This window comes from Neobacillus cucumis, from assembly GCF_002860255.1.
Lineage (GTDB): Bacteria > Bacillota > Bacilli > Bacillales > Cytobacillaceae > Neobacillus > Neobacillus cucumis_A.
Genome location: NZ_PGVE01000083.1, coordinates 34,589 through 51,268 on the forward strand (window position 1 = coordinate 34,589; position 16,680 = coordinate 51,268).

The window sequence follows — 16,680 nt, forward strand, 5'->3', positions numbered from 1 at the left end:
TGGTTACAAAAGCATTACTTTTAAATTTTCCTAATGTTCACAGTGCCATTTTTTTTGTAATAGTGGTAGTATAAGAGAGATGTTTTTAAGAAGACGTTTAATATGAATTGGAGTAGGTGAGGTACATAATGTGTGGTTTTATCGGTTGTGTACACGACAAAACACAAAACTATAGTGATGAACAAAAACAACTATTTAAAAATATGAATGATCTAATTACCCATCGCGGGCCGGATGATGATGGTTTTTATTATGATGACCATATCCAATTTGGCTTCCGTCGTTTGAGTATTATTGATATCGAGAGTGGTCATCAGCCGCTTACGTATGAAAACGAACGTTACTGGATTATTTTTAATGGTGAAATTTATAACTATGTTGAACTGCGTGAAGAATTATTAAAAGAAGGACTTTCATTTGCCACAAGTTCGGATACTGAAGTAATCATTGCTTTATACAGCCATTTAAAAGAAAAGGCGGTAGAAAAGCTGCGTGGAATGTTCGCCTTCGTCATTTGGGATAAACAGGAACAATCCCTTTATGGAGCGCGTGATCCATTTGGAATTAAACCTTTCTTTTATCTGGAAGATGGGGAAAGAACCTTTTTTGCTTCTGAGAAAAAAAGCATTTTGCTGGCATTAGAAAATGATGTAATCAATTATGATGCCCTGCAGCATTACTTGACTTATCAGTTTGTTCCTGAGCCTGACACGTTATCCGAGGGAATTAAAAAGCTAGAGCCTGGACATTATTTTACCAAAAAAATTGGTTCACCAATGGAGATGAAGAAATACTGGAAGGCCCACTTTAAGCCTGTTCAAAAAGCGGAGGCAGATTATACGAAGGAAATTCGGGATGTTTTATTTGATTCAGTCGAAAAACATATGCGTAGTGACGTTCCAGTTGGTTCATTCTTATCTGGTGGAATTGATTCTTCCATTATTGCTTCGATTGCAAAAGAATTTCATCCTTCTATAAAGACATTCTCTGTTGGCTTTGAACACAACGGTTTCAGTGAAATTGATGTAGCAAAAGAAACAGCTGAAAAGCTTGGGGTTGAAAATATCAGTTATGTCATTTCACCAGAAGAATATATGAATGAAGTGCCAAAAATTATGTGGCATATGGATGATCCGCTTGCTGATCCGGCCTGCGTTCCTCTTTATTTTGTTGCGAGGGAAGCCCGTAAACATGTTACAGTTGTTCTTTCGGGTGAAGGTGCGGATGAATTATTTGGCGGTTATAATATTTATCGTGAGCCTCAATCACTAGAAGTATTTAATAAAATACCAAGAGTTGGGAAAGTTTTATTAAGAGGAATTGCTGGTATAATGCCGGAAGGAATGAAAGGCAAAAGCTTTATTGAACGCGGCGTTACACCAATGGAAGAGCGCTATATCGGTAATGCTAAAATGTTCACCGAAGAAGAAAAACGAGATTTATTAAATGTCTACCGAGAAGGTTTAATGTATACGGATGTCACAAAGCCACTTTATCAAGAATCTAGGGGATACGATCCAGTTGACCGGATGCAGTATATTGATATCCATACTTGGATGCGTGGGGATATCTTACTTAAAGCCGATAAGATGACTATGGCTCATTCACTCGAGCTAAGGGTACCGTTCCTTGATAAAGAAGTCTTTGAAGTAGCATCGAAAATTCCAACCAGCTTAAAAACAGCTAATGGGACAACAAAATATATTCTTAGGAAAGCGGCTGAAGGAGTTGTGCCTGAGCATGTGCTTAACCGTAAGAAGTTAGGATTCCCTGTACCAATTCGTCATTGGTTAAAGAATGAAATGAATGAATGGGCTAAAAAGATTATTCGCGAGAGCAATACAGATCATCTAATTAATAAATCATATGTCTTGGGCTTGCTCGAAGACCATTGCCAAGGAAAAGCGGATAATAGCCGTAAGATTTGGACAGTTCTAATGTTTATGGTTTGGCATCAAGTATATGTAGAGAATGTTTACTCTTTTCAACGTGACTATGCGTTGCAAAAAGAATTGCAGTCATTGAAGCATTAATTAAAAAAAGCACCCAAGTGGTGCTCAGATTGTCGAGAAAAGTGTATTTTTCTCGGCAATTTTTAATGTTGTCAGAATTTATAAATTGTCCATGCAAATAGGCCTGTTGATTTCCGCTCGGGCACTCGCTTTCCGCGGGGAGGTCCTGGAGCCTCCTCGGCGCTTGGCGCCTGCGGGGTCTCCAGTGACCTCTCTATCCCGCAGGAGTCGAGTGCCCTCCGCTCCAATCAACAGGGATGCAAATCAACTTAAAGTATTGCAACACACTATTTCTAACCTTGCCAAGTGTGTTGCAATCTTTTTTATATTATGGCTGGCTGCAGTTAGAAGAGCCTGTTCACTTGCATTCTTCAATCCCGTAACCGGCAGTAGCGAAGCCCGTGCAGCTCTTTTGGTCTGCGAAGCTTCGCTCAATTTTTTTCTTTCTAAAATTTATAAAGCATCCATTGTCATCGCATAAAAAGGACGAACCTCTTCAAGAAGGAACGAAAAATCAATAAATTTATCGATCAGACGGAGAAGGTGGTCGTCAGGAACTAATTCATCAATAGACACAATTCATATTCATTTTGGCTAGATTCTATTGGCTTCAACATGGATTGCACCACTTTTTATTATGTATTAGTTCAGTATAGAACCTTATTGAAAAACACTCTGTTGATTGGGTGGAAGGCACGAAGACTCCTGCGGGAGTACGGGGCTGGGGAGACCCCACAGGCGCTTCAGCGCCGAGGAGGCTCCCCGGCACGCCCGCGGAAAGCGAAGTGTCTGGAGCGCCAATCAACAGACATGTTCCAAAGCCTAAACTAATAATATTATAACAAATTAATGCGGTGAACTGTTAAAGTGTATAAATAAAATTAAAGGCTATCGAGAGTTTTTCGACAGCCTGAGCACCCAAGTGGTGCATTTTTTTATGATTGAAGCGACTTATAATATTGCCCTTTCTCAGCATATTCTGTATAGATACGCTCCATTTCTTTTTTGTCTTCTGGAGTTAATTCTCTAATAACTTTTGCGGGTCTGCCGAATGCTAAAGTATTAGGGGGGATTTTTTTTCCTTGCGGTACTAAGCTTCCAGCACCGATAAAAGCACCTTCCCCGATTTCAGCTTGATCGAGTATAATCGAGCCCATGCCGACCAATGCTCTTTTCCTTACAATACAGCTATGAAGAATGACCTGGTGTCCAATGGTAACTTCATCTTCTAAAATTAGCGGGTTATTAGGACTTTGGTGTAAGATAGAGTTATCCTGGATATTAACCTTATTACCTATTTTTGTTGGTGCTACATCGCCTCGAATAACGGAATTAAACCAGACACTGGATTGCTCGCCAATTTCCACATCACCAGTTATAGTTACATAATCGGCAATAAAAGCAGACTCAGCAATTAGCGGATATTTATCTTTATAAGGGTATATCAAATGGGTTCGCTCCTTTATACATGATAAGTATATTTTAGCGAAAATACTAAGAGGTTTTCAAAAAATAAAATCTAATATGAGAAATTAGAATTATATACAAGTTATTAACCACTAGTATATTTTTTAGGGGGACGATTTATGTGGAAATGGGAAGCTGAAGGAGAGGCAAAAGCTGTGATTGTTTTGGTGCATGGTGCTATGGAACATCATGGCAGATACGGCTGGCTGATTCAAATGTGGCGTTTAGCGGGTTTCCATGTGATTATGGGTGACCTGCCGGGGCAAGGGATGACGACAAGATCCCGTAGAGGCCATATAGACTCCTTTGATGAATATATCATTGAGGTAAAGGACTGGGTACAGGCAGCCTATCAGTATAACCTTCCTGTGTTTTTATTAGGCCATAGTATGGGAGGATTAATTACCATTCGATTGCTGCAGGAAGAGCAGCTTAATGTTGCCGGAGTCATCCTGTCTTCTCCATGTTTAGGCTTGGTTCAACCGCCGTCTAAGTTTTTGAATGCCATCTCCCATATCATTAATCTTGTTTATCCTTCGCTAAGAATGAATTCAGGTTTAACAGTGCAAATGGCTACAAGAAATGAAGATGTACGTGAAGCAGACTCTAATGATACACTTTATATCACTAAAGTTTCCATTCGCTGGTATCGCGAACTTGTGGGAGCAATTAAAGAAGCTTTTGAAAATTTGGAAGACACACAGGACCTCCCAATGCTTGTAATGCAGGGCGGGGATGATAAAATTGTTAATAAAGGTACCGTGAAAGAATGGTTCAACCATGTCCCGTTATCTGAGAAAAGGTTTAAGGAATGGCCTAAATGCTACCATGAGATTTTTAATGAACCTGAACGGGAAGAAGTGTTTGAATATGCTAAGGATTTTGTTTTTAGTCAATTAAAAGCAATTGGTTATATTGTATAGAAAGGTAGATGTTATCCATGATGCCAATCACCCTTATGACGAGGGTTTATCGCAAAATACTTCCTGCAGTCCATCAAGAATTGGCTTATTGGAGAAGCCGGGCTGAAAAAATACCAAATCAAGAGTTAAGAAATCAGGCTCTTGCTAGTATCGAACATAAAACCTTCCATTGTGAAGGCGGGGCTATACTCGCGCTCACAGCAAGAAAGGACTATAAAAAAGCAATTAAATTTATCGTTGCTTATCAAACCATCAGTGATTACTTAGATAATCTTTGTGATCGAAGCACCTCACTGGATCCTGCCGATTTTGCCGCACTTCATGAATCGATGTCAGATGCACTCAAACTTCATGTGGAGGGGAAAAATTATTACCGGCTTCGTGATGACCAGGAAGATAACGGGTATTTACATGATTTATCCGAAACTTGCCGCTCGGTATTAAGGGATTTAGATAGCTATCATCTGATCAAGGATTATCTTCAAGAACTTTGCCGTTATTACTGTGATTTGCAAATCCACAAACATGTAGTGAAGGAGGAGAGGGTACCGCGCTTGAAAAATTGGTTTACCCATTACCAAGACAAGCTTCCTGAAATGGAATGGTATGAATTCTCAGCCTGTTCTGGATCGACACTAGGGATTTTTTGTTTAGTTTCATATGCGATGCGCGAGGACTTTCAACTAGAGGATGCGAGAAATATACGTAAGGGCTATTTTCCTTATATACAGGGCCTACATATTCTTTTAGATTATTTTATTGATCAAGAAGAAGATATTATTGGCGGTGACTTGAATTTCTGTGCATATTATAAAAGTGAAGAAACACTTTTTAATCGCTTAAAGCATTTCGTCAGTGAAGCAGACCGACATACAGAATTTCTGCCACATAAAAGATTTCATCAACTTATTAACCGTGGTTTACTAGGAATTTATTTATCAGATGCGAAAGTTCGCAAGCAAAAAAATGTAAGAAAACTGGCAAGAGGGATTATAAAATCAGGTGGATGGATTAGTTATTTCTTTTATTTTAATGGACTTGCTTATCGATCACTGCAAAAATCTGTTCCTGCCTTTATTACAAGATCAATAACAAAGTAAAAACCAGGCTTGGCCTGGTTTTTACCTTTTTTCAATCGCAATAATAAATGGCGGGTTATTTTGTTGGTTTATAAATTGATACTGAAGAACATGGGCTGTTTTCTGATCGAGCTTTTGGCAATAGTCCAGTAAAGCATCACGTTCAACAGCACCCTGTTCATGACCATGATAAATAACCAGGATGATAATTCCTTCAGAAGCCATTATCGCTAATAATTGTTCAATGGCAGCTATTGTAGTTTTAGAATGGGTTACAATAGTTTTGTCCCCGCCCGGCAAGTAGCCTAGATTAAAAATGGCTCCTGTAATTTTTCCATGCATTTCAACAGGGATTTTTTCAAAAATCTGTTCGTGACCCTCATGAAAAATAGTTACTCTGTCTGTCAGGTTCTGTTCGGATAAACGATTCTTTGTTGCCTCAATGGCTTCTTTCTGTACATCAAATCCGTAAACTTTTCCATGTTCCCCGACTAAGTTTGCTAAAAAAACAGTATCATGACCATTCCCTAAAGTGGCATCCACCACAAAATCACCATGGGTGACAGAGTTTTTAAGTAAACTTTTTGCAAACGGCAGAATTCGTTCCATTTTCATGATAAATCCCCCGCCATTTCATTATGAAATTTTCCCTGCCAGCTATTTCTCCGTTTTAATTCAGCATCGATGGAATTTAGCACTTCCCATTTATTTACGCTCCACATAGGACCAACCATTAAATCGATTGGACCATCTCCCGTAATTCGGTGAATAATCATCTCTGGTGGTAAAATTTCTAATTGGTCGCATACTAAATTTACATAATCCTCTTTTGTAAGGAATTCAAGCATTCCCTTTTCATATTGTTTTACCATTGGAGTGCCTTTTAATAAATGCAGTAAATGAATCTTAATCCCTTGAACATCTAATTTGGCGACCTCACGTGCGGTTTCCATCATCATGTCATATGATTCAAGTGGCAGCCCGTTAATGATGTGGGAACATATACGAATCCCGTGTTTTCGTAATTTGTTTACTCCATCGATATAACATTTAAAATCATGGGCACGGTTAATAAGTACAGCCGTTTCCTCATGAACAGTCTGCAGTCCAAGCTCCACCCATAAATATGTGCGTTCATTCAATTCAGCTAAGTATTCCACTACGTCATCTGGCAGACAATCTGGACGTGTAGCAATGGATAATCCGACTACATCGCGTTGTTTAAGTACCGTTTCATATTTTTCTCTAAGCACTTCAACTGGTGCATGAGTATTTGTAAACGCCTGAAAATAGGCCATATATTTGCCATCTTTCCACTTCGTATGCATTTTTTGTTTAATTTCATTAAATTGTGTTTCTAATGTTTCCACTCGGTTGCCTGCGAAATCTCCTGAACCCGCGGCACTGCAAAACGTGCAGCCGCCATGTGCGACCGTACCGTCGCGGTTCGGGCAATCAAATCCGCCATCCAAAGCCACTTTAAATACCTTATGGCCAAAATGGTTTCTAAGGTGATAATTCCAAGTGTGGTATCGTTTATCGTCTGTTGCATATGGAAAAGGTTTTGTCTGAAGCATAAAGTCAAACCTCCTTTATATAATGAAGATTGCATAAGCACCATTTTATCATGAAGTAAATCTATATCCAATTACATTTGTTACAAGCATGGCTGGTAATAATTATCCATCGGTCCGGAGTTATAGGAAAACGAATGGAGAACAAAATATAAAAGAAGCATGTGCTTCATAACATGAGGGGGGTTCTTAGATGGCTACTCGCGACTCAATGGATAATTTAATGCAGCAAGTGGAGGACTCAATCCGCTATGCGGAGGAGCAATACAAGCATAGCAGCCTTCAAGAGCATTATAATGATGATGATTATACAAATGCACTGCAACAGCTTGAGCAAACTTATCAGGATATTTGTAAGATGGCCCATAGTGCAAACTCGCAACAGCGGGAACAACTCCATAGAATGAGACTCCAGGTACAGCAGCTTCAGAATTCCATGATTATTGAGGCGCATTAATAGGAGGGGAATTTTTTGAAAAAACGTTCGAAGAATAATAATCCGGAACAAAAAACTCGTAATGGGGTTAATAATCAGGACCTTGAACTTGGTCAGGATCGAGACTTGATAAAAGAAGCAAAAAAGAAATATGAGAAAACGGGTGGACAGCCTGTTAAATCCAAAATGCATCAGGAGAAAGAACAATCTTCATAAATAAAAAAAGATCTCTCACTTTGCTGAGAGGTCTTTTATTTGTTTCGCTTTTGTATAAGAGGGAGGAGGGAGCTTATCTATCGAAGCCAGGAGAATTCATCTAGCTTGAGGAAATAAGAGAGTCCCTTATCTGTCGAAGCAGAAGAATCCAATTAGTTTCAGGGGATAAGATCAAGTCCTTTCTGTCTTAGTACGAAAATCTATAAGCTTTCAAGGGATATAAGCAGAATTTTCAACTAAATTAACTGGTAAACAAAAAAGATTGCACATCACTTGATAATGGACTAGAATGAACTTTTTGGTAAACGAAAGTTTTTTGTAAAGGGGCGTTTTTCATGCCGCGAGCCTTATGGCTTTTGATTATTGGGATGGCTGTGAATGTAATAGGCTCTTCTTTTTTATGGCCTTTAAATACAATCTATATTCACGATACCTTAGGTAAGTCTTTATCTATAGCAGGTATTGTACTTATGCTTAACTCAGGGGCAAATGTGATCGGAAATCTTTATGGCGGACATTTGTTTGATAAGATTGGCGGATATAAATCGATCCTACTGGGAATCGGGATTTCTTTATTAGCTCTCATAGGCTTATCCATCTGGCATAACTGGCCAGAATATGTTGTTTTCTTAACCATAGTGGGCTTCGGGACTGGTATTATTTTTCCTTCCATGTATGCGATGGCCGGTTCCGTTTGGAAAGGAGGAGGCCGTAAATCCTTTAATGCGCTGTATGTTGCACAAAATCTAGGAGTGGCCATCGGGGCATCGCTTGGGGGGATTGTCGCTGCTTATTCCTTTCAACTCATTTTCCTGGCCAATACCATCATGTATGTCATCTTTTTATTGATTGCTGTCTTTGGGTATAAAGGAATTTCGGTAGACCCTGCTAAACAAAAACATAGGGAAGTAAATGTGAAGGCTGTTAACAGAATGAATCTGCAGGCTTTATTGATCCTTTGTTTAGGTTATTTGCTGTGCTGGGTTGCCTATAGCCAATGGACAACGACCATTGCCTCTTATACACAGGAAATTAATATCACATTAACCCAATATAGTTTGTTATGGACCATTAATGGTGCCATTATTGTACTGGGGCAGCCGCTGTTAAACGGCATCTTAAAGCATCTTCAATCATCATTAAAAAAGCAAATCCTGATAGGGATTGGAATCTTTATAATTTCCTTTTTTGTAGCAGGGAAAGCTGGAGATTTTACAGGCTTTTTAGCAGCGATGATCATTTTAACCATTGGTGAAATGTTCATTTGGCCGGCCGTTCCAACGGTTGCTTTTGCTTTGGCACCGAAAGGGAGGGAAGGTTTTTATCAAGGGATCGTGAACAGTACGGCCACAGGTGGAAGAATGATTGGTCCAGTGCTTGGCGGAATACTAGTGGATCACTATAATATGTCGACTTTATTTACGGTATTAGTCTGTCTATTCATAACCGCAATCGGAACGACATTAGTCTATGACCGTCGTTTGAAACTGAAAGAGAATGTCACGGCGAAAACGATATAAAGAAAGGACCACAGTTGCAGATAACTGTGGTTTTTTGCTATGAAACAATCTACTATTAAGATATATTAAATTTTGGCGAATAGTAGCTAAATACAGTAACGGGGTTTACAAAAGAAGGATGAAAGTGGGTGATGAGATGTTTGCGTTATTGCCTCTTATGCTTGAACGGGTCGGTATATTAATCATTGTGGCTTTTATTTTATCAAGGATGAAATCATTCCGGCAGGTCATCCATAATGAGCGGGGGATAGCAGCAAAGGTAACCATCATTGCTATTTTTGGTGCCTTTGGAATTATCAGCAATTACACAGGTGTTGAAATAGGTCATGGGATGGTTACGTCGCAAGACTGGCTGACAGATGTGGACTCTACTGGCGCAATCGCGAATACAAGAATTATGGGTGTCGTGATAGGGGGCTTGCTTGGCGGGCCCATGATTGGAATAGGAGTAGGCTTAATTGCAGGATTACACCGATTATCGCTAGGGGGGTTCACGGCCATTGCATGTGCTGTGTCCACCATTTTTGCGGGAGTCGTTACAGGTTTTTTAAGTAAGCGTTTTAAAATACAGGAAAGTGGTTCCACATCAAAAGCAGTCATAATGGGAATTTTGATGGAATGTCTCCAGATGGGGATTATTCTAATACTTGCAAAGCCCTTTGATGAAGCACTTAATCTTGTAAAACTTATTGCCTTTCCGATGATTGCGATTAATGGACTGGGGACACTTTTATTTTTACTAATTATCCAGGATATATTTAAAGAGCAGGAACGAACAAGAGCATTGCAGACACATAAAGCACTATATATTGCTAATCAAACACTGCCATTTTTTCGGAAGGGCTTAAATATGGATTCCTGTACCAAAGCAGCTGAGATTATTTTGAAATGGACGGGGGCAGATGCCATCGCCATCACAAATCAGCAGCAAGTATTAGCTCATGTTGGAGCCGGGTGCGATCATCATCTTCCGTCTGGAACGATGGCTACCGAATTAACCAAAAAGGTTTTGGATAGAGGGAAAATTATTATTGCGAAATCAGCTGCAGAAATTCGATGCTTTAACTCAAATTGCCCGCTAGAGGCAGCTATTGTTTTACCTCTTAAGGTTTATAATAAAACGGTAGGAACACTTAAGCTCTATTTTACTCATTCTAGCAAACTGGATCGTGTTGAGCAGGAGCTTGCAGAAGGATTAGGAAAATTATTCTCCGGCCAGCTTGAAATGGCAGAATTGGAACGTCAAAGACGGTTATTAAAAGACGCTGAAATCAAAGCCTTACAGGCCCAGGTGCACCCGCATTTTTTATTTAATGCCATTAATACGATTTCAAGCTTAGTCCGAAAAGATGCAGACCAAGCTAGAAAGCTGTTAATTCAATTAAGTGTCTTCTTTCGAAGTAATCTTCAAGGGGCCCGTCAAATGTTAATACCACTTGAAAAAGAGCTCGAGCATGTAGAGGCCTATCTGTCGATTGAACAAGCAAGATTCCCTGGCCGCTATGAAGTGAAATTTGAAATAGATCCTTCATTGGAAGAGGTATTAATACCACCGTTTACCTTGCAGCCGTTGGTAGAGAATGCTATTCGTTATGCCTTTTCAAAAGCACAAACCGGAACCGTTCTTGTACGTGCATTCCAAGATGAAGGAGGAATGATATTGATTACAGAGGATAATGGAAAGGGAGTTCCTCTGGAAAAACTCGAAATCCTTGGAAATCAGACGGTGCAATCGGCGGATGGGACAGGTACAGCTCTTTGGAATATTAAGAAGAGAATTGAAGAAATTTATGGGTCTCATGCTTCATTTCAGATTAATAGTATAGTAGATAAGGGGACAAGCGTTGTAATTAAATTGCCGTTGACCGGACAAACATGGGGGGAAGAAAGTGTTAAAAGCATTTATCGTGGATGATGAGCCGCTTGCAAGAGATGAGCTTTCCTATTTGCTCAAACGAAGTAAGCAGGTAGAGATAGCAGGTGAAGCGGATAGTGTCGAGGCTGCCATGGAAGGCTTGCGAACTCTGGAGATTGATGTCATTTTTTTAGATATTCAGCTTGAAGAGGAAAGTGGGATTGAGATAGCCAGTAAACTAAATCAGTTAGACTATCCGCCTTTGATTGTGTTTGCTACGGCATTTGATGAATATGCGCTTAAAGCTTTTGAACTTAATGCAGTGGATTATCTATTAAAACCAATCGATGAAAAAAGAATTCAGAACACGATCGATAAACTTTATAAGCTGGCTGGTAATCAAGAGCAGAACATCTCACTATCTGCTAAACAGCAAACTTTCCAAAATGAACGTTCGGAAAAGCTAGCCGTTTCGATTGATGAAAAAATCGTGCTGCTTAATATAGCCGACATCCTTTATGTTGGGACACAGGATGGAAAAACGGTTGTTGCTACAGATAAACAAAAGCTATGGGTCAATGAACCACTGGTCACATTTGAACGAAAATTGCTTAACGGGGCCATCATTCGTGTCCATCGCGCTTATTTAGTAAATATTGACGCCATTTTAGAGATAGAACCGTGGTTTAATTCCACCTACAATTTAATTATGAAATCAGGGGAGAAGGTTCCTGTCAGCAGAACCTATACAAAGGAACTGAAACAGCTGCTAGGATTTTAACAGCTGTTTTTTGTATTTCAATGAAGATTTCCTGTCTTTCAGCTTCAAATTACAGCAATTTATCTTGAAAAAGACATGTTATCGTTTTCATTTAATATGATAAAGATAGTTAATTTGTTGTAGGGAGGATGGAAGAAAATGAATGCGGTTTCAGTTGTCATTGGCTCCATTTGTATTTTAATGATTGCTTACCGTTTATATGGGACGTTTATGGCTGCAAAGGTTTTAAAGTTAGATGATTCCAAGCCGACACCGGCTCATGAATTAAATGATGGAAAGGATTATGTACCAACGAATAAATGGGTGACGTTCGGCCACCATTTTGCGGCAATCGCTGCGGCCGGTCCACTTGTAGGACCAATCTTGGCAGCCCAATTTGGTTATTTGCCAAGTTTACTTTGGCTGTTAATTGGTGCGGTCATCGGTGGTGCTGTGCATGATGCGGTTGTTTTATATGCTTCCATGCGCAAAAAGGGGAAATCGTTATCTGAAGTAGCAAAAGAAGAATTAGGTCCTGTTGCAGGTTTTTGTACTGGACTTGCTATGTTATTCATTATCACGATTACCATGGCCGGACTTTCCATGGTTGTCCTTCATGCCCTTGAAAATAATCCTTGGGGAACCTTCTCAGTAGGAATCACCATCCCAATAGCAATGGGTGTAGGGATTTTTTATAAAAAAACAGGCAATCTAAAAGTCACTACTACTATTGGATTTATTCTTGTAATGGTTGGAGTATTTGTTGGTCCAATGATTCAAGATACTAAGTTAGGAGATTGGCTCACCTTAGATACAAAAACATTAGCTATTATTCTGCCAATTTATGCTTTCTTTGCGGCAGCCTTACCGGTATGGCTTCTGCTTGCACCAAGGGATTATTTAAGCAGTTTTATGAAGATTGGTGTATTTATTGCACTTATTATTGGAGTATTTATCATTAATCCAACTATTCAAATGCCTGCACTTACAAAATTTACACAAGGCGGCGGTCCTGTTATTGCTGGTCCAGTTTGGCCATTTATCTCCATTACCATTGCCTGTGGAGCCATTTCTGGTTTCCATGCCTTTGTTGGATCAGGTACGACACCAAAAATGCTCAATCGTTGGTCAGATATCAAGGTGGTTGGCTTTGGTGCTATGTTAGTTGAGTGTGTTGTAGGGATTATGGCATTAATTGCAGCAACAGCACTTCAGCCTGCTGATTATTTTGCCATCAATTCAACTCCAGAAGTATTTAAAACGTTAGGAATGCATGTTGATCAATTACCAAAGCTGGCAAAAGAGATTGGTATTGACTTAGAAGGAAGAACAGGCGGTGCCGTTACATTAGCTGTTGGGATGACCTATGTCTTTACTTCGATTCCTTGGTTTGCTAAATTATCATCCTACTTTTTCCAGTTTGTCATCATGTTTGAGGCTGTCTTTATTTTAACCGCGATTGATTCTGGAACCCGTGTAGCCCGTTATTTAATTCAAGATTTCTTTGGAGAATTCTATAAACCTTTGAAAAAAACAGATTGGCTGCCTGGCTCTATTTTTGCAAGTGCTTTAGCTTGCTTTATTTGGGGATACCTTCTCTTCTCGGGTGATATTGGTTCGGTTTGGGCTTTATTTGGAGTATCCAATCAATTAATGGCATCGATTGGATTAATCGTAGGTGCAACGGTGATTTTAAAAATAGCCGACAAACGCAGATACATGCTAACCTGTTTAGTGCCGCTTGCCTATTTGTTTGTCACTGTTAACTACGCAGGCTATTGGATGGTCAAAAACGTCTATTTAAATCCTGCTGCAGCAGGGTACAGCGTATTAAATGGTGTCTTATCGATTATCATGCTAGTACTGGGAATTATTATTCTGGTCACAGCTATTAAGAAATGGACAACGATGTGGAATTCCCCGCGTTTCCAATTTGGTTCAAAGGTAGCTTAGAATTTCGAGCAGTTGACTATAATCGTCAACTGCTTTTTCATTTCTATAACGTTTAAAATCACACGCTCATGTCCATCCTGAATTTAGGCAATTGTTTGCTTGCATAGTCACAGAAAATTTAATACAATAACCGTAATACTCTATATTAAAAAACTGTGATTAGGAGTAGTAGTGATTTTTACTCGAAAGACTAGAGAGTTGACGGCTGGTGGAAGTCAACCGGGTACATCACGAACTCGCCTTTGAGTTGCAGACATGAACGTATAGTAATGTCTGACGTTTACCGCGTTAAGGATGAATGAAGCGAGTGTTTTGACACTAATGTGGGTGGTACCGCGGGAAGATACATACAATCCTCTCGTCCCTTATCGGGATGAGGGGTTTTTTATTTTTCAATAGGAGGAACATCGAAATGAGTTTTAATCATCAACAGATCGAGAAGAAGTGGCAAAAAAAATGGGAAGAAGAAAAAACGTTCAAAACGAGCGAGGAATATGATAAACGGAAATTCTATGCATTAGATATGTTTCCCTATCCATCCGGGGCTGGTCTTCATGTTGGGCACCCTGAAGGATATACGGCTACAGATATTCTTTCACGTTTAAAAAGGATGCAAGGATATAATGTTCTTCATCCAATGGGCTGGGATGCCTTTGGATTACCTGCAGAACAGTATGCATTAGATACAGGTAACGACCCTGCTGAATTTACTGAAAAGAATATTAATACTTTCCGCAGACAAATTAAAGCACTTGGTTTTTCCTATGATTGGGACCGTGAAGTAAACACCACTGATCCAGACTATTACAAATGGACGCAGTGGATTTTCTTAAAGCTTTGGGAAAAAGGGCTTGCTTATATCGATGAAGTTGCCGTGAACTGGTGTCCGGCACTTGGAACAGTTTTAGCTAATGAAGAGGTTATTGACGGAAAAAGTGAACGCGGCGGACATCCAGTTGAGCGCCGTCCGATGAAGCAATGGATGTTAAAAATTACAGCCTATGGTGACCGTTTACTTGAGGATTTAGAAGAGTTAGATTGGCCGGAAAGCTTGAAAGAAATGCAGCGGAACTGGATTGGACGCTCCGAGGGAGCAGAGGTTACTTTCCAAATTGATGGGCACGAAGAAACTTTTACAGTGTTCACAACACGTCCAGATACATTATTCGGTGCAACATATGCCGTGCTAGCACCTGAGCATGCCTTTGTTGAAAAAATTACAACAGATGAGCAGCGTGCCGCCGTTGATGCCTACTTAGAGAAAGTTAAAATGAAGAGCGACTTAGAACGTACTGACTTAGCCAAAGAGAAAACAGGTGTATTTACCGGTGCGTATGCCATTAATCCTTCTAATGGTGAAAAAATGCCAATCTGGATTGCGGACTATGTATTAGTAAGTTATGGAACTGGAGCGATTATGGCCGTCCCTGCCCATGATGAGCGTGACTGGGAATTCGCAAAAGAATTTAACTTACCAATTAAACCAGTAGTGGCAGGCGGAGATGTAGAGAAAGAAGCCTACACTGGTGACGGTGAGCATATCAACTCTGAATTTTTAAATGGCTTAAATAAAGAAGAAGCAATCACCAAGATGATTGCCTGGTTAGAAGAAAAGGGTATTGGAACGAAAAAGGTAACGTATCGTTTACGCGACTGGTTATTCAGCCGTCAGCGTTATTGGGGTGAGCCAATTCCTATTATTCATTGGGAAGATGGCACAATGACTGCCGTTCCTGAAGAACAGCTTCCATTGACTTTACCAAAAACGACCGATATCAAGCCATCTGGAACAGGTGAATCTCCGCTTGCGAATATTGAGGACTGGGTAAATGTCGTTGATCCTGAGACGGGTAAAAAAGGCCGCCGTGAAACGAATACCATGCCGCAGTGGGCAGGCAGCTGCTGGTACTATTTACGTTATATTGATCCAAAAAATAATCAAGAATTAGCATCACAGGAAAAATTAAATCATTGGCTTCCAGTTGATATATACATTGGCGGTGCCGAACATGCCGTGCTTCACTTGCTATATGCACGTTTCTGGCATAAGTTCTTATACGATATCGGTGTAGTCCCAACAAAGGAACCGTTCCAAAAGCTATTCAACCAAGGGATGATTTTAGGTGAAGGCAATGAAAAGATGAGTAAATCAAAAGGAAATGTAGTTAATCCTGATGACATTATCGACAGCCATGGTGCCGATACCCTTCGTTTATATGAAATGTTTATGGGACCTCTTGATGCATCGATTGCTTGGTCAACAAATGGCTTGGATGGTTCCCGCCGCTTTTTAGATCGGATTTGGCGTTTATTGGTAGAGGAAAACGGTGAATTGAGCCCGAAAATACAGCCAAATGAAGAAGCATCAAATCTTGAAAAAGTGTATCATCAAACTGTAAAAAAAGTGACAGAGGATTATGAGGGACTACGATTTAATACAGCCATTTCACAAATGATGGTCTTTATTAATGAAGCATATAAAGCAACCGTACTTCCAAAGAATTATATTGAAGGCTTTGTTAAACTCCTTGCTCCAGTTTGTCCGCATATTGTTGAAGAGCTATGGGAAAAGCTAGGACATAGTGGTACAATCGCTTATGAAGCATGGCCAGCGTATGATGAAGCGAAATTAGTAGATGATGAAGTAGAGATTGTTATCCAGGTCAATGGTAAAGTAAAAACGAAGTTAAGGGTTCCAACGGATGCAACAAAAGAGGCATTAGAAGGGATCGCAATGGATGATGACCGAGTGAAGGAACAAATCGAAGGGAAGACAGTTCGCAAAGTGATTACTGTGCCAGGTAAATTGGTAAATATCGTGGCGAATTAATTAAACTACTAAATTGAACATCCTCCTGTACCTTTGGAGGATGTTTTTCTGAAAG

Annotated in this window: 14 protein-coding genes, 1 pseudogene and 1 other annotated feature; of the genes and pseudogenes, 10 read left to right on the plus strand and 5 right to left on the minus strand. The window is 39.8% G+C overall.

Annotated elements, in window-relative coordinates; translation table 11 throughout:
- Positions 1–128: 128 nt before the first annotated feature.
- Entirely contained in the window at positions 129–2,033 is a 1,905-nt protein-coding gene (gene asnB / locus CVD27_RS22095) for an asparagine synthase (glutamine-hydrolyzing) (RefSeq protein WP_101650505.1), read from the plus strand.
- Between the two features lie 243 nt (positions 2,034–2,276).
- Here the strand turns inward: asnB and CVD27_RS27795 are convergent.
- The 3 genes and pseudogenes from CVD27_RS27795 to CVD27_RS22100 form a co-directional block, all read right to left on the minus strand.
- Positions 2,277–2,460 (minus strand): annotated as a pseudogene (locus tag CVD27_RS27795) (transposase); the annotation flags it as partial.
- A gap of 5 nt (positions 2,461–2,465) precedes the next feature.
- The gene (locus CVD27_RS28885; protein ID WP_257984458.1) at positions 2,466–2,588 is read right to left on the minus strand and encodes a hypothetical protein; all 123 of its coding nucleotides are present in this window, start codon (positions 2,586–2,588) and stop codon (positions 2,466–2,468) included.
- A 359-nt stretch (positions 2,589–2,947) separates the two neighbouring features.
- Positions 2,948–3,460 carry a gamma carbonic anhydrase gene (locus CVD27_RS22100; RefSeq protein WP_101650507.1) on the minus strand — a complete coding sequence of 171 codons (513 nt, stop codon included), beginning with the start codon at positions 3,458–3,460 and terminating at the stop codon, positions 2,948–2,950.
- Between the two features lie 138 nt (positions 3,461–3,598).
- On the opposite strand from CVD27_RS22100, the gene CVD27_RS22105 reads away from it, so the two are divergent.
- Together CVD27_RS22105 and CVD27_RS22110 are read left to right on the plus strand one after the other, a co-directional pair.
- Positions 3,599–4,402, plus strand: coding sequence for an alpha/beta hydrolase (locus tag CVD27_RS22105; protein WP_101650509.1), 804 nt, complete (start codon positions 3,599–3,601; stop codon positions 4,400–4,402).
- A gap of 8 nt (positions 4,403–4,410) precedes the next feature.
- Positions 4,411–5,502, plus strand: a complete 1,092-nt coding sequence (locus CVD27_RS22110) for a tetraprenyl-beta-curcumene synthase family protein (RefSeq protein ID WP_101650511.1) — start codon at positions 4,411–4,413, stop codon at positions 5,500–5,502.
- Positions 5,503–5,523: 21 nt separating this feature from the next.
- Here CVD27_RS22110 and CVD27_RS22115 read toward each other — a convergent pair whose 3' ends face one another.
- Both CVD27_RS22115 and CVD27_RS22120 read right to left on the minus strand, forming a co-directional pair.
- Positions 5,524–6,096, minus strand: a complete 573-nt coding sequence (locus tag CVD27_RS22115) for a class I SAM-dependent methyltransferase (protein WP_101650513.1) — start codon at positions 6,094–6,096, stop codon at positions 5,524–5,526.
- Positions 6,093–7,058 carry a TIGR01212 family radical SAM protein gene (locus tag CVD27_RS22120; RefSeq protein ID WP_101650515.1) on the minus strand — a complete coding sequence of 322 codons (966 nt, stop codon included), beginning with the start codon at positions 7,056–7,058 and terminating at the stop codon, positions 6,093–6,095. The genes CVD27_RS22115 and CVD27_RS22120 overlap by 4 nt, the downstream gene beginning before the upstream one ends.
- A gap of 190 nt (positions 7,059–7,248) precedes the next feature.
- Between CVD27_RS22120 and CVD27_RS22125 the strand changes: the two genes are divergently transcribed.
- From CVD27_RS22125 to leuS, 7 genes are all read left to right on the plus strand, one after another.
- A complete protein-coding gene (locus CVD27_RS22125; protein ID WP_101650517.1) occupies positions 7,249–7,512 on the plus strand; it encodes a YtzC family protein in 264 nt (87 codons plus the stop codon).
- Positions 7,513–7,527: 15 nt separating this feature from the next.
- Complete coding sequence (locus CVD27_RS22130) at positions 7,528–7,707, plus strand: glycogen biosynthesis protein GlgD (RefSeq protein ID WP_101650520.1); 180 nt, start codon at positions 7,528–7,530, stop codon at positions 7,705–7,707.
- Between the two features lie 335 nt (positions 7,708–8,042).
- Entirely contained in the window at positions 8,043–9,227 is a 1,185-nt protein-coding gene (locus tag CVD27_RS22135; RefSeq protein WP_101650522.1) for an MDR family MFS transporter, read from the plus strand.
- A 136-nt stretch (positions 9,228–9,363) separates the two neighbouring features.
- Positions 9,364–11,142 carry a sensor histidine kinase gene (locus CVD27_RS22140; protein ID WP_101650617.1) on the plus strand — a complete coding sequence of 593 codons (1,779 nt, stop codon included), beginning with the start codon at positions 9,364–9,366 and terminating at the stop codon, positions 11,140–11,142.
- Positions 11,117–11,863, plus strand: a complete 747-nt coding sequence (locus tag CVD27_RS22145; protein ID WP_101650524.1) for a LytR/AlgR family response regulator transcription factor — start codon at positions 11,117–11,119, stop codon at positions 11,861–11,863. Before CVD27_RS22140 ends, CVD27_RS22145 begins: the two co-directional genes overlap by 26 nt.
- Before the next feature lie 138 nt (positions 11,864–12,001).
- On the plus strand, positions 12,002–13,795 hold the full coding sequence (gene cstA / locus CVD27_RS22150) for a carbon starvation protein CstA (protein WP_101650526.1): 1,794 nt from the start codon (positions 12,002–12,004) through the stop codon (positions 13,793–13,795).
- A 146-nt stretch (positions 13,796–13,941) separates the two neighbouring features.
- Positions 13,942–14,164: a binding site (T-box leader), on the plus strand.
- Between the two features lie 43 nt (positions 14,165–14,207).
- Positions 14,208–16,625: a leucine--tRNA ligase gene (gene leuS, locus CVD27_RS22155; protein WP_101650528.1), complete on the plus strand. Its 2,418-nt coding sequence runs from the start codon at positions 14,208–14,210 to the stop codon at positions 16,623–16,625.
- Positions 16,626–16,680: the final 55 nt, after the last annotated feature.

Excerpts from the sequence above, each read along its gene's own strand:
- asnB (WP_101650505.1), top strand. The coding sequence starts at position 129 with ATGTGTGGTTTTATCGGTTGTGTACACGACAAAACACAAAACTATAGT.
- CVD27_RS22105 (WP_101650509.1), top strand. The coding sequence starts at position 3,599 with ATGTGGAAATGGGAAGCTGAAGGAGAGGCAAAAGCTGTGATTGTTTTG.
- CVD27_RS22110 (WP_101650511.1), top strand. The coding sequence starts at position 4,411 with ATGTTATCCATGATGCCAATCACCCTTATGACGAGGGTTTATCGCAAA.
- CVD27_RS22115 (WP_101650513.1), bottom strand. The coding sequence starts at position 6,096 with ATGAAAATGGAACGAATTCTGCCGTTTGCAAAAAGTTTACTTAAAAAC.
- CVD27_RS22120 (WP_101650515.1), bottom strand. The coding sequence starts at position 7,058 with ATGCTTCAGACAAAACCTTTTCCATATGCAACAGACGATAAACGATAC.
- CVD27_RS22125 (WP_101650517.1), top strand. The coding sequence starts at position 7,249 with ATGGCTACTCGCGACTCAATGGATAATTTAATGCAGCAAGTGGAGGAC.
- CVD27_RS22135 (WP_101650522.1), top strand. The coding sequence starts at position 8,043 with ATGCCGCGAGCCTTATGGCTTTTGATTATTGGGATGGCTGTGAATGTA.
- CVD27_RS22140 (WP_101650617.1), top strand. The coding sequence starts at position 9,364 with ATGTTTGCGTTATTGCCTCTTATGCTTGAACGGGTCGGTATATTAATC.
- cstA (WP_101650526.1), top strand. The coding sequence starts at position 12,002 with ATGAATGCGGTTTCAGTTGTCATTGGCTCCATTTGTATTTTAATGATT.
- leuS (WP_101650528.1), top strand. The coding sequence starts at position 14,208 with ATGAGTTTTAATCATCAACAGATCGAGAAGAAGTGGCAAAAAAAATGG.